Below are 12,792 nucleotides of genomic sequence, written 5' to 3'. Positions count from 1 at the left end.
ATCAATGTCCCTCCTTCATGGTATCGAGCAAGGTAGCGTAAGCATCGTCCAGTTGTCCGGTTTCAATACGGATTTCTCTAACAGGCAGCTGGCTTGTAATGATGACACGAATCAGAGCATCAGTATCCTGTGTATGAAGAATACAGCGGTCTTTGCGATACTCGATCCGTTCAACTCCAGGCAGTTCTTCAATCTGTGTATGGATGTCCAGTAGTGCTGCATCGGGAGTTACAAGTCCGTTATCCATCTGGCCAACTGGCAGCGAGAAGGAAAGCGTCCGTTTGGTGATTCCATCTTTGATACGATCAGGCGTATCGTCTGCAACGATTGAACCTCCCGCGAACAGGATAATCCGGTCGGCTGCTTCATCGGCTTCCTGCAGGTAATGTGTCGTGAAAAGTATCGTCTTGCCGCGCTGGGCCAGCTGGCGAATCTGCTTCCAAAAATACCTTCGGGTCTCGGAGTCTAGGCCAACCGTAGGCTCATCGAAGAAAAGCACATCCGGGTCACCTGCCATGGCAAGGGCGAAGTTCAGACTACGCTTCTGACCACCTGACAGCTTCTCAGCCCTTCTGTTCAGATCTTCAGGCCTTAGACCTGTCAAAGCTTCGATCTTGTCCGCATTCAGCGGGGTAGGATAGTAGCTGCGCACCATACGAATGATTTCTCGAACCGTAAGGCCGTCCATGACACTCACGTCCTGAAGCATGACACCGATGCGCTCACGGACTTGTCTATGGCCTGGCGGCATTCCCAGAACGGTCACCTCTCCTGAGGAGGGGGTGGACAGGCCAAGCATCATGTTCAAGGTGGTTGTTTTGCCTGCGCCATTTGGGCCAAGGATGGCAACGATTGAGCCGCGGTTAATCTTCAGGGAAATAGGGTTAACGGCCAGCTTGCTGCCGAACCGTTTGCTGACTTGTTCAAGCTGTATGATGGTTGAGTCGGTATTCATCTTTATTCACGTCCCTTGTCTGTTCTCTAAGATATTTCCATCTTACCGAACGAACTGTGACGGGATTAGTAAGAGTTGTCATGACTTTCAGGTGACAACTGTCATCTTTTACGCATGGAACGAGTGATCATGAAATATCATGAGTTGAGGCTTCCCTTTCTAGTAGGGAAGCATGAAAGCTTGCGTTTTGGTAGAAGAGAGGAGAGGTTGTATACGTATACATGATACGGATGTGATAGGGTTCACAATCGCGGCGAAGCGTTCTGTATCAATGGTCTTATCGTCTTGACCCAGGCGTATCCTTCAATTATAGTTGGTACGTAGGATTAAACTATTTTAGATAGATAAAGGTGGCTTGCGGCATGTCTGAGAAAATCTACGTTGGGGTCGATCTCGGCGGAACAGCAATCAAGGTCGGTATATGCAATGAACAAGGTCAGCTTATGCATACGTATGAAGGGCCGACAGAAGTGGATAAGGGCGTAGATACGGTTATCGCCAACATCGAGAAGTATGTCCGTCATATCGTGGCAGAATCGCCATATAGCTGGGAACAGCTTGAAGGTGTAGGGGCTGGGGTAGCCGGGTTCACGAATGTACGCGAGGGTATTATCGTTCTCGCTCCTAACATCGGATTTCGGAATGTAGCCATTCGTTCGATTCTGGAAGAGCGTCTAGGCAAGCCAGTCAAAATAGATAACGATGCTAACGTTGCTGCACTGGGTGAGGCTTGGGCAGGTGCTGGCAAGGGTGTGGAAAATTGCGTATGTTACACGCTCGGCACAGGTGTTGGCGGAGGCTTGATATTGAACGGCAAAATCTATCAGGGCTTTTCCGGCATGGCAGGAGAACTGGGTCATGTCAGTGTTGTGCCTGATCTGGAAGCCATTCAGTGTGGTTGTGGTAAAATGGGATGTGTGGAAACTGTATCTTCCGCAACGGGCATTATCCGTATGGCTAAGGATGCAGTAGAACGCGGCGATCATACGTCACTTGCGCTTGTGGACAAAATTGCAGCCAAGGAAGTATTCGATGCAGCCAAAGCTGGCGATGAAGTGGCTCTGCGCATCGTAAATCGTGCTGCATTCTATCTGGGTAAATCGATGGCGGCTGTTGCTGCAGTCATAAACCCGGAAATGTTCATCATCGGGGGCGGTGTATCGAAAGCCGGTAATATCCTGTTTGACGAAGTACGTGCTGTATTTGCGAAACTGACACCTGAACCGCTGCAGGAGGGTGTTCAGATCCTGGAAGCAACTCTGGGCAACGATGCGGGAATTGTTGGCGCGGCAGGACTTCTCTTGCGTTCTTAGTAACCTCGGAACCATATGATTAGGCAGCAATATGATAAGGAGGGGACATTTATGCTTGAAGGTGAAGTTTCACCGGGCACAGGCGCCACGCTCATTATCATTACGGGCATGTCCGGAGCAGGCAAAACAATTGCGGTACAGAGCCTGGAAGATCTCGGCTTTTTCTGCGTGGATAATCTGCCACCGGTGTTGATTCCGAAATTTGCGGAACTGATTGAACAATCGAACGGCAAGATCGGTAAGGTAGCCCTCGTGATTGACCTGCGGGGACGGGAATTCTTTACGGCTTTGTCCGAGTCTTTGAACTATATAAAAGATCATTTTACCATTCACTGTGAAATTTTATTCCTGGATGCTACGGATTCCGTCCTTGTACAGCGCTACAAGGAGAGCAGACGCAGACATCCGCTGGCTCCTGAGGGCATGCCTCTTGATGGCATCCGTCTGGAGCGCAAGATGCTGGAGGAGCTTAAAAATTCAGCTACCCAAGTGCTGAACACAAGTACGATGAAGCCGGCGCAGCTTAAAGAGCGGATTATTTCCCGCTTTTCTCATTTGGAAAGTCATATGCTGTCGGTGAATATCACGTCGTTTGGATTTAAATATGGCATTCCAATCGATGCGGATCTGGTGTTTGATGTTCGTTTCCTGCCAAATCCGCATTATATTGATCATTTGCGTCCGAATACGGGGCAGAATAGTGATGTATATGAATATGTCATGAAATGGCCTGAAACACAGTCGTTTTTGACCAAACTGCTCGATATGCTGCACTTCCTGATTCCGCAATACCGGAAGGAAGGCAAAAGTCAGGTAATTATCGGGATTGGATGTACCGGAGGCAAGCATCGTTCGGTAGCCATATCTGAATATTTGGGCAAAATGTTGGGAAGCAGCGAAACTGAAGCTGTTACCGTGAGCCATCGCGACGCTGACCGTGATCGTCATTGAAGAGGGTGAAGGGATGAAAGAAGCCGGACCACGAAGAGAACGTCCGAGGATTGTTGTAATGGGCGGCGGAACCGGGTTATCCGTGATGCTGCGCGGTTTGAAAGAGAAGCCGCTGGACATCACGGCCATCGTCACGGTTGCAGATGACGGTGGTAGTTCAGGCATCCTGCGCAACGAACTGCAAATGCCGCCTCCGGGCGACATTCGTAACGTGCTTACGGCGCTGGCTGATGTTGAGCCATTGCTATCGGATATGCTAAAATATCGTTTTAATACAGGCGCGGGGCTTGCAGGCCACAGCCTGGGTAATTTGATTTTGGCTGCAATGACGGATATTTCAGGCGACTTTGTAACCGCAGTGCGGGAGCTCAGCCGCGTGTTTGCCGTTCGCGGTGAGGTTTTGCCGGCAGCCGGGCAGGCGGTTGTGCTGCATGCGGAGATGGAGGATGGCTCAATTGTTACAGGCGAGTCCAAAATCCCTGAAGCAGGTGGACGCATCAAACGCGTTTTCCTTGAACCGGATCACGTGGAGCCGTTGCCAGAGGCTGTGGAGGCTATTCGACAAGCAGATGCCATCCTGATCGGGCCAGGCAGCTTGTATACGAGCATTCTGCCTAACTTGTTAGTTCCCAAACTGGCAGAGGCTGTCGTCGAGGCAGAGGCCGTGAAAATGTTTATATGCAATGTGATGACACAGCCTGGAGAGACGGATAACTATACGGTGAGTGACCACCTCAAGGCGGTTCATGAGCACGTGGGGCATCAGCTCTTTGACTATGTTATTGTTAATAATGGTGAAATTCCGCTGCAGGTGCAGAATAGGTATGCGGAAAAAGGAGCCAAACCGGTTGTTTTGGATATGGATGTACTAAAAAGTTCAGGCTATCAGGTAGTTGCGGATACACTTGTTCTGTTTAGAACCTATCTGCGTCATGATGCCGATAAGCTTAGTCACCACATCTATCAGCTGGTACAAAATTGGATGTTACGGAAGAGGTGAAGTCCCATGTCGTTTGCAGCACAGACCAAAAAAGAATTAACCATGATTGAGAGTGAACCGTGCTGCGAAAAGGCGGAACTTTCAGCCCTCATCCGTATGCTAGGTGCGGTGCAGTTATCGAATAAAAAAGTGATCTTGGATATTTCGACGGAGAATGCCGCGATCGCAAGACGGGCATACTCTCTGCTTAAAAAGCATTTTCAAGTGCATACGGAATTGCTTGTCCGCAAAAAGATGCGGCTGAAAAAGAACAATGTGTATATTGTTCGAATTCCGTCCATGGTACAGGAGATATTAAAGGATCTGTACATTGTATCGGAAGGCTTTTTGTTTACTCCAGGAATTAATCAGGAGCTGTTACGGAAAAACTGTTGTAAACGGGCTTATCTACGCGGCGCGTTTATGGCGGGTGGCTCGGTCAACAACCCTGAAGGATCCTCGTATCACCTGGAGATCGCATCCATGTATGAAGAGCACTGTCAGGCCCTCGTGGATCTGGCCAATGAATTTCATCTTAATGCCCGGTGTATAGAACGCAAAAAAGGATTCATCCTATACATTAAGGAAGGCGAGAAAATTATTGAGCTGCTCAGCATCATTGGTGCGCATCAGGCCTTGTTCAAGTTTGAGGATGTACGGATTATGCGGGATATGCGTAATTCCGTTAACCGGATCGTCAACTGTGAGACAGCTAATCTGAACAAGACGATCGGAGCTGCAGTGAGACAGATCGACAATATCAAGCTGCTGCAAAAGGAAGTCGGTTTGGAGTCTTTGCCTGAGAAGCTGCGTGAAGTCGCAGAGGTTAGACTGGCGCATCCTGACATTAACCTGAAGGAAGTTGGCGAGCTGTTAAAAGGTACCGTCAGCAAATCGGGTGTCAACCATCGGCTTCGTAAGATTGACGAGTTGGCTGAGAAAGTGCGGAATGAACGTCACGGTTAACGGATTGGACCTGGTTGAATAATCAGAAATGTGCTGGTTTTTTTTCTTCTAGTGTCCTGCGCGGGTTAATGGTATAATGTTATAAATATAATTGTGTATTTAATGTCTAGATTTCTAATAGGGGGTAAGTTTCCATGACAAAGCACCCGGTAGTTGTCCGTTTGAAAACGGGTCTCCATGCCAGACCTGCGGCACTGTTCGTTCAAGAAGCGAATAAGTACTCATCTGAAGTGTTCGTCGAGAAGGACGACAAAAAAGTTAATGCAAAAAGTATCATGGGGATCATGAGCCTTGCAATCAGTACTGGTACAGAAATCCAAATTAGTGCTGAAGGCGCGGACGCCGAACAGGCTGTAAACGCTTTAGTGAGTTTGGTGAGCAAGGAAGAACTTGAAAACCAATAAGATATGATTAACATGACATGAAGAAGTCCCGCAAGGGGCTTTTTTGCGTTATGGGCATAATCAAGTGCAACATTTTGGAAAATGTCTCCGTCTGTTAAGGTATCAAAATGCTTTGAGATTGAGATCTTAGACATAAGGAGGCTATGCGTAATGGGTAAACGATGGATGAAACCGTTTGGTGCGGTATTGGTGGCGGGAACATTGCTCGTGGGTGGTACAGCGTGGGTGGCACCGGGGAGTTATGCCTATGCTGCAGAAGTACAAGGGGTACAGCAAAATGTGATTAATGTAGTGGGCAAAGGCGAGATTCAGGTAAAGCCGGATATCGCTTATCTATCGATCGGAGTGAATAGCACAGCTGAGACAGCAGCCTCCGCCCAGAAGGCAAATGCAGCAAAAATTCAAAAGGTATCCAACCTGCTGAAGAATACGTGGAAAATCAGTGCAGACGATATTCAGACCAGTCAATTCTATGTACAGCCAAACTATACGTATAGCGATAAAGAAGGTCAGAAAGTTAAAGGCTATACCGCTCATCATACGCTGACGATTACGTACCGCGAAATGGACAAGATTGGTGAACTGCTGGATGCTGCTTCACAGGCAGGTGCCAACAATATCGAGAATGTACGCTTTACGGTAGAAAATCCGGAAAACTTCGAAGCACAAGTGATCGAGAAGGCTGTAGCCAATGCAGATGTAAAAGCAGCAGCGATTGCCAAGGCGGTTAAACGTCAATTGGGTGCTGTGTTGTCTGTAACTCAAGGTGATGGCAATGTGCCTGTGCTCTATGCAACAGAAAGTTCGACGGCCAAGGACATGGCAATGTCTGCTGCTGGTACAGAAATTGAAACAGGTCAGGTAAAAGTAAGCACGACGCTTAACATTACGTATGAAATGAAATAAACCTAGACGTAGATGAAGATATGAAGAGACTGTGTCCAATTGGGCAGGGTCTCTTTTGTTATATAGAGGAGCTTTAAAGAAGTTTGGTATTAACATCCTTGCTTTAACCAGAATAATGAGGAATCATTTGATGTCTTTTTTGTATATTTGTTCGTGACAAAACCTTTACCAAATGGATTTGGATTGAACAACATTGTAACGGGTGCTGTAAACCTTTCCTGAATTGGGTTAATTATAATAAAGAGGTGAGCGTATGAGATATGCGATCAGGATACATACGCAATAAACCATAGGCAAATTCGAGAGGAGTTTTATATATGACATCATGGAAAAAGTGGACAAGTGCATTACTCGCAGCAGGAATTATTGTAGGTAGTGGGGCGGTATGGCAGGATAACTCCGTGCAAGCAGCTTCGGTTACGTCAAAAGTTACGGCATCCACAGATGTTACATTGAAGTCTGCAGGCAAAACGTTGACACAAAAGGGTCTTCTACAAGGTGGATCCACGTGGGTATCACTCACTGCTGTTAAAGATGTGGCTGGTGGTACATTAACCTATAACGCAAAAACAAAAGAGTACGCACTGACTGCAGCGAATAACACGATGAAAATCAGCCTGGCGGACGGTGAACCGTCGCTAAGAGTAAATAATTATTATCCTAACGTTGAAGCGAAGCTGATCAAGGGACGTCTGTACATTCCTTTTTCGGCGATGAGAGATTATCTGGGGGTTCAAGGCAGCTGGGATGGTAAAACCAAAACACTGTCGCTGAGCAAAGTGAAGCAAAATAGCGTGAAAGTGAAATCAGCAAACGTGAAAGTGAATATCAAAAATGCTGAGGTAGATATTCAATATCCGCAGGTGAGTGGACTTGCTAGCGATGAGGCCGAAGCGGCAATCAACAAAGTGTTGAAAGACGAAGTGGATACATTCGTAACTGCTTTCAAGAAGCAAACGGCAGAATACGGAACGGCAGCAGCCAACCGTCCATATGCATTTGAGAGCACCTATGTGGTGACGTACAACGAGAACGGCGTGCTGGGATTGGTTACTCAGCGTTATGAAGATTATGCCGGAGCCCACGGGATGACTACTCGGACAGGTCACACCTTTGCGCTGGATACAGGTAAAGAGCTAAGTCTTGATGATGTGCTGCAAAACAACAAAACAATGCGCGATACGCTTGGCAAAAAGGTTGGGGAGCAACTTAAGGCTCGCGGTGGTTACCTGGACGGCTATAAAGGTCTGAACAAGGACCAGGACTTCTATGTAACGCCTACAGGGGTAGTTGTATTCTTCCAACTGTATGAATACACTGCTTATGCAGAAGGTTTCCCGGAATTCTCGTTTACGTACAAAGAGTTACTCCCTAAAGGTACACAGCCATTCAGTGGAATTGCAGCAGAGTAATTATTCGATATCATTCTATAAAAAGAGCGCCCCTCGTCATGTTCATGACAAGGGGCGCTTCTTTGTAGTAGGAACGGGTCAATCAATTCACCTGTTCCTATCTTCAATATACAGTTACCTCGGCTTATACGCCTTGGGAGCCAACGTTTGCGATGACTTTATCAATGATACCGTAATCGGCAGCTTCAGCAGCACTCATGAAGTAGTCACGGTCTGTATCTTTCTCGATGCGCTCCAGTGGTTGACCTGTGCGCTCAGCGATGATGCGGTTCAAGGTATCACGCATTTTCAGAATGCGGCGGGCACGGATTTCAATATCCGAAGCCTGACCTTGTGCGCCGCCCAGCGGCTGGTGAATCATGATCTCACTGTTAGGCAGTGCAAAACGTTTGCCTTTTGCACCTGCATTGAGCAAGAAAGCGCCCATGGAAGCAGCCATACCTACACAGATGGTAGATACATCAGGTTTGATAAATTGCATTGTATCGTAAATGGCCATACCGGCTGTGATGGATCCGCCTGGGCTGTTGATGTATAGATGAATGTCTTTCTCCGGATCTTCCGCAGCGAGGAACAACATCTGTGCCATGATGGCATTCGCAACAACGTCATTTACATCGCTGCCTAGAAAGATAATACGATCCTTCAGCAATCTGGAATAGATGTCATAGGCGCGCTCACCGCGGTTGCTCTGTTCAACGACCATAGGAATATAACTCACGTGAAAAACCTCCTCGGAAATGTACATGGAATAGTGTATCTATTTAAACTGTTACCGTATTACCCACATCATAAACAATTTCAAACAAAAAGTCAAAGAAAGTCAAACTAACTTTGAAAAAAAAGAAACCTTTACGGTTCCATTGGTTAAAAGGGTTATGAGCTGCTAATCAAGAATGGCGCGCCCGCCAAGAATCGAACTTGGATCTCAGGCTTCGGAGGCCTACGTCATATCCATTGGACCACGGGCGCACGTTGATGTGACAGCAATAATGATTATAGCTCATGGCATTCTGAATTGCAAGAGATATGATCAAGCTTATGGTTTGGATTGACCTGAAATTGATCATGATGATGAAGAATGGATAAAGAAAGCATTTAAGTAAATGCTAAGAGAAGTTTTGGACAGGTTGCATGAAGCACAATCCTGGAGTCAGTAGAAGCGATATATAGATGAGAAATTTGGTTTTCTTCTATATATGGTATGAATGTGGCTGCGCGTTCCTGTGGAAGTTGGAGATTGTGAAAATAAGCGCGTACAATGGGCCAAAACGTTGTGAAATAAGGCTTTTGAAACACTTGCATGTCACGTCAGTTTTAGGTAGAATAGACGTGGGACTTAAAAAGTTAACCCGGGACATTTTAGGGCCATGAAAGAGAGCTTGGAACGAGAAGCTTGCGGGAGTGGAAAGCATGCGAACGATTTTAGAAGTGCAAAAGCAGCTTCTGCCTGATCTCATGGATGTTTTGAAGAAGAGGTATACGATTCTACACCAGATCATGTTATCGGATGTGATCGGGAGAAGGACGTTAGCCAATTCCATGCAGATGACCGAGCGGGTTCTGAGGGCTGAGACCGATTTGTTAAAGGCTCAGGGACTTATTGAAATTGACAGTGCGGGGATGAAGATCAGTGAGGCAGGGCATGATCTGCTGCAGCAGTTAGAGCCAGTAGCCAAAGAGCTGTTCGGATTATCCGAGCTGGAAGAACGCATCAAGCAAGCCTACGGTCTGCAAAAGGTAGTTGTCGTTCCCGGCGATTCGGACATTTCTCCATTTGCCAAACGGGAACTGGGTAAGGCTGGAGCGAAGGCTCTTAGTCAAGTAATGAATGATAACGACGTTGTTGCCGTTACAGGCGGATCAACAACGGCAGGAGTAGCAGAGCAGCTGACTCCGCCAACTTCGCTAAAAGGTGTCTGGTTCGTACCGGCACGCGGCGGTTTGGGAGAAAGCCTCGAAATTCAGGCCAATACGATTGCATCGACAATGGCAAAACGGGTAGGAGCACAATACAAACTCCTGCATGTACCGGATTTGCTGAGTGATCATGCCTATGAATCGTTAATTCAGGACCCAAGCGTCCAGGAGATTCTCCAGCTGATCAGACAGTCACGCATCGTAATTCACGGAATCGGTGATGCCGTGGAGATGGCACGAAGACGCAAACTTGCAACGGAGATCATTGAAGAGCTTCAGGAGCAAGGAGCCGTATCTGAATCCTTCGGTTATTATTTTAACGATCAGGGTGAAGTGGTACACACCATGCTAACTCTGGGCATGCGACTTCAGGATATTGAACGGACCGATGTGGTAATTGGAATTGCGGGCGGCAAAAGTAAAGCGGCTGCCATTCATTCCGTACTGCGATTCGGGCAGGAAGATATTCTGATTATTGATGAGGCAGCTGCCGAAGTCATCGTTGCCGAAATGGAATAAAGATTTTTCTTTTACCACAACTCTTGTTGTCTTGACGGACTTCACCGTCTGTCTTGAATATATAGCTTCATAAAAAAATTAAATCAAAACTTGGGAGGAACTTACTCATGATTAAAGTAGGTATTAACGGTTTTGGACGTATTGGTCGCTTGGCATTCCGCCGTATTCAAAATGTAGAGGGCATTGAAGTAGTAGCAATCAACGACTTGACTGACGCTAAAATGCTGGCTCATTTGCTTAAATATGATACAACTCAAGGTCGCTTCGATGGCGATGTTGAAGTACACGACGGCTTCTTCAAAGTGAACGGCAAAGAAGTTAAAGTACTGGCTAACCGTAACCCAGAAGAACTTCCTTGGGGCGACCTGGGCGTAGACATCGTTCTGGAATGTACTGGATTCTTCACAACTAAAGAAGCAGCTGAGAAGCACCTTAAAGGCGGCGCTAAAAAAGTTGTTATCTCCGCACCAGCTACTGGCGACATGAAAACCATCGTTTACAACGTAAACCATGAAATCCTCGACGGTACTGAAACTGTAATTTCCGGCGCATCTTGCACAACTAACTGCCTGGCTCCTATGGCAAAAACACTGCAAGACAAATTCGGAATCGTTCAAGGTTTGATGACTACAATTCACGCTTACACTGGCGACCAAAACACATTGGATGCTCCACACCCTAAAGGTGACTTCCGTCGTGCTCGCGCAGCAGCTGAAAACATCATCCCTAACACAACTGGTGCTGCTAAAGCAATCGGTTTGGTTATCCCTGAACTGCAAGGTAAACTCGACGGTGCAGCTCAACGTGTACCAGTAGCTACTGGTTCCCTGACTGAGCTCGTAACTGTTCTTGGACAAAAAGTAACTGCTGACGAAGTTAACGCAGCAATGAAAGAAGCTTCCGATCCACAAACTTTCGGATACACTGAAGACGAAATCGTATCTTCCGATATCCAAGGTATCACTTTCGGTTCCCTGTTTGATGCAACTCAAACTAAAGTTCTGACTGTGGGCGACCAACAACTGGTTAAAACTGTAGCTTGGTATGACAACGAAATGTCCTACACAGCTCAATTGGTTCGCACTTTGGAGCACTTTGCAAAAATGATTAAGTAATATCTGCAATAACATAGAGCGGAAACAGATGCTATTGTTTCCGCTCTTTATCTATCAACATTTTGCAAATTTCTCAAAAACACCAGGGTTGACAGGGGATTTGGGCTCCTGATCGGTCCACCAAATACATGGGTGCGGAGGAAATACAGATGAACAAAAAAAGTGTACGCGATATCGAATTGACAGGAAAACGGGCTTTTGTCCGTGTAGATTTCAATGTGCCGCTCGAAGATGGTAAAATTACAGATGACAAACGTATTCGTGCAACACTGCCAACGATCAACTACTTGATCGAAAAAGGTGCGAAAGTCATTCTGGCGAGCCACATGGGTCGTCCAAATGGCGAAGTTGTGGAATCCTTGCGTTTGACTCCAGCGGCTGAGCGTCTGTCCGAGCTGCTTGGTAAAAAAGTGGTTAAAGCTGACGATTCCATCGGTGAAACTGTTAAAGCACAAGTTGCTGAACTGAACAACGGTGACGTCTTGCTGCTTGAAAACGTTCGTTTCCATGCAGGCGAAGAGAAAAACGATCCAGAACTGGCAAAACAATTTGCTGAACTGGCTGACGTTTTCGTTAACGATGCTTTCGGAGCGGCTCACAGAGCACATGCTTCAACAGAAGGTATCGCTCACTTGCTGCCAGCAGTATCCGGTCTGTTGATGGAGAAAGAACTTGAAGTGCTCGGCAAAGCCATTTCCAACCCTGAGCGTCCGTTCACTGCAATCATTGGCGGATCCAAAGTTAAGGACAAAATCGATGTAATCGACAACCTGCTTAACATTGCAGACAACGTAATCATCGGTGGAGGATTGTCCTATACATTCATGAAGGCTCAAGGCCACGAAGTAGGCCAATCCCTGTTGGATGAGTCCAAACTGGATGTAGCTCTGGGCTTCATCGAAAAAGCAAAAAAACTGGGTAAAAACTTCTATCTGCCAGTAGATATCGTCATTTCTGATGATTTCAGCGCTAACGCAAACACAAAAGTGGTTGAAGTTGGCGACATTCCTGCAGATTGGGAAGGTATCGACATCGGTCCTAAAACACGTGAGATCTATGCTGACGTTGTTAAAAACTCCAAACTTGTTGTATGGAACGGACCAATGGGCGTATTCGAAATCGAGCCTTTCTCCCACGGTACTCGTGCAGTGGCAGAAGCTTGTGCAACAACGGATGCTTACACAGTAATCGGTGGTGGCGACTCCGCAGCAGCAGCTGAGAAGTTCAAACTGGCTGATAAAATGGACCACATCTCTACAGGTGGCGGTGCATCACTGGAATTCATGGAAGGCAAAGTGCTTCCAGGCGTAGTTGCATTGAACGACAAGTAAGTTTTAAGCTATAGCATGAAG

At 46.8% G+C, this 12,792-nt stretch carries 12 protein-coding genes and 1 tRNA gene; 10 read left to right on the top strand and 3 right to left on the bottom strand.

Annotated features, from left to right (window positions below):
• Position 1: 1 nt before the first annotated feature.
• Positions 2–955 carry an ABC transporter ATP-binding protein gene (locus GUA98_RS22835; RefSeq protein WP_193724488.1) on the bottom strand — a complete coding sequence of 318 codons (954 nt, stop codon included), beginning with the start codon at positions 953–955 and terminating at the stop codon, positions 2–4.
• A gap of 362 nt (positions 956–1,317) precedes the next feature.
• On the opposite strand from GUA98_RS22835, the gene GUA98_RS22830 reads away from it, so the two are divergent.
• The 7 genes from GUA98_RS22830 (at position 1,318) to GUA98_RS22800 (ending at position 7,886) form a co-directional block, all read left to right on the top strand.
• On the top strand, positions 1,318–2,268 hold the full coding sequence (locus GUA98_RS22830) for an ROK family glucokinase (protein ID WP_095362039.1): 951 nt from the start codon (positions 1,318–1,320) through the stop codon (positions 2,266–2,268).
• 51 nt (positions 2,269–2,319) lie between these two features.
• Positions 2,320–3,219 (top strand): RNase adapter RapZ, encoded by a 900-nt coding sequence (rapZ, locus tag GUA98_RS22825; protein ID WP_095293011.1) that lies wholly within the window; start codon positions 2,320–2,322, stop codon positions 3,217–3,219.
• Positions 3,220–3,232: 13 nt separating this feature from the next.
• Positions 3,233–4,219, top strand: a complete 987-nt coding sequence (locus GUA98_RS22820) for a gluconeogenesis factor YvcK family protein (protein WP_095293013.1) — start codon at positions 3,233–3,235, stop codon at positions 4,217–4,219.
• Between the two features lie 6 nt (positions 4,220–4,225).
• The gene (gene whiA / locus GUA98_RS22815) at positions 4,226–5,164 is read left to right on the top strand and encodes a DNA-binding protein WhiA (protein WP_095293015.1); all 939 of its coding nucleotides are present in this window, start codon (positions 4,226–4,228) and stop codon (positions 5,162–5,164) included.
• Positions 5,165–5,298: 134 nt separating this feature from the next.
• Positions 5,299–5,568: an HPr family phosphocarrier protein gene (locus GUA98_RS22810; protein ID WP_017691248.1), complete on the top strand. Its 270-nt coding sequence runs from the start codon at positions 5,299–5,301 to the stop codon at positions 5,566–5,568.
• A gap of 150 nt (positions 5,569–5,718) precedes the next feature.
• Complete coding sequence (locus GUA98_RS22805) at positions 5,719–6,474, top strand: SIMPL domain-containing protein (RefSeq protein ID WP_193724487.1); 756 nt, start codon at positions 5,719–5,721, stop codon at positions 6,472–6,474.
• A 317-nt stretch (positions 6,475–6,791) separates the two neighbouring features.
• On the top strand, positions 6,792–7,886 hold the full coding sequence (locus tag GUA98_RS22800) for a PdaC/SigV domain-containing protein (RefSeq protein WP_193724486.1): 1,095 nt from the start codon (positions 6,792–6,794) through the stop codon (positions 7,884–7,886).
• Positions 7,887–8,010: 124 nt separating this feature from the next.
• Here GUA98_RS22800 and clpP read toward each other — a convergent pair whose 3' ends face one another.
• Entirely contained in the window at positions 8,011–8,607 is a 597-nt protein-coding gene (gene clpP, locus GUA98_RS22795) for an ATP-dependent Clp endopeptidase proteolytic subunit ClpP (protein ID WP_095293022.1), read from the bottom strand.
• A gap of 176 nt (positions 8,608–8,783) precedes the next feature.
• Positions 8,784–8,858 (bottom strand) — tRNA-Arg (locus tag GUA98_RS22790).
• A 441-nt stretch (positions 8,859–9,299) separates the two neighbouring features.
• Between GUA98_RS22790 and GUA98_RS22785 the strand changes: the two genes are divergently transcribed.
• From GUA98_RS22785 to GUA98_RS22775, 3 genes are all read left to right on the top strand, one after another.
• The gene (locus tag GUA98_RS22785) at positions 9,300–10,325 is read left to right on the top strand and encodes a sugar-binding transcriptional regulator (protein WP_095362035.1); all 1,026 of its coding nucleotides are present in this window, start codon (positions 9,300–9,302) and stop codon (positions 10,323–10,325) included.
• Between the two features lie 107 nt (positions 10,326–10,432).
• On the top strand, positions 10,433–11,440 hold the full coding sequence (gene gap / locus GUA98_RS22780; protein ID WP_095293026.1) for a type I glyceraldehyde-3-phosphate dehydrogenase: 1,008 nt from the start codon (positions 10,433–10,435) through the stop codon (positions 11,438–11,440).
• A 149-nt stretch (positions 11,441–11,589) separates the two neighbouring features.
• A complete protein-coding gene (locus GUA98_RS22775) occupies positions 11,590–12,771 on the top strand; it encodes a phosphoglycerate kinase (RefSeq protein ID WP_154896771.1) in 1,182 nt (393 codons plus the stop codon).
• Positions 12,772–12,792 lie beyond the last annotated feature (21 nt).

Origin of the sequence: Paenibacillus sp. P13VS, from assembly GCF_015143645.1 — a bacterium.
Taxonomy (GTDB): Bacteria; Bacillota; Bacilli; order Paenibacillales; family Paenibacillaceae; genus Paenibacillus; species Paenibacillus xylanilyticus_A.
This window is presented reverse-complemented; position numbering and strand designations above follow the sequence as displayed.

What these genes read in the sequence shown, in the direction of transcription:
- GUA98_RS22820 (WP_095293013.1), top strand. Translation starts at nt 3,233, where the DNA reads ATGAAAGAAGCCGGACCACGAAGAGAACGTCCGAGGATTGTTGTAATG.
- GUA98_RS22785 (WP_095362035.1), top strand. Translation starts at nt 9,300, where the DNA reads ATGCGAACGATTTTAGAAGTGCAAAAGCAGCTTCTGCCTGATCTCATG.
- GUA98_RS22835 (WP_193724488.1), bottom strand. Translation starts at nt 955, where the DNA reads ATGAATACCGACTCAACCATCATACAGCTTGAACAAGTCAGCAAACGG.
- rapZ (WP_095293011.1), top strand. Translation starts at nt 2,320, where the DNA reads ATGCTTGAAGGTGAAGTTTCACCGGGCACAGGCGCCACGCTCATTATC.
- GUA98_RS22830 (WP_095362039.1), top strand. Translation starts at nt 1,318, where the DNA reads ATGTCTGAGAAAATCTACGTTGGGGTCGATCTCGGCGGAACAGCAATC.
- gap (WP_095293026.1), top strand. Translation starts at nt 10,433, where the DNA reads ATGATTAAAGTAGGTATTAACGGTTTTGGACGTATTGGTCGCTTGGCA.
- GUA98_RS22800 (WP_193724486.1), top strand. Translation starts at nt 6,792, where the DNA reads ATGACATCATGGAAAAAGTGGACAAGTGCATTACTCGCAGCAGGAATT.
- whiA (WP_095293015.1), top strand. Translation starts at nt 4,226, where the DNA reads ATGTCGTTTGCAGCACAGACCAAAAAAGAATTAACCATGATTGAGAGT.
- GUA98_RS22810 (WP_017691248.1), top strand. Translation starts at nt 5,299, where the DNA reads ATGACAAAGCACCCGGTAGTTGTCCGTTTGAAAACGGGTCTCCATGCC.
- GUA98_RS22805 (WP_193724487.1), top strand. Translation starts at nt 5,719, where the DNA reads ATGGGTAAACGATGGATGAAACCGTTTGGTGCGGTATTGGTGGCGGGA.
- GUA98_RS22775 (WP_154896771.1), top strand. Translation starts at nt 11,590, where the DNA reads ATGAACAAAAAAAGTGTACGCGATATCGAATTGACAGGAAAACGGGCT.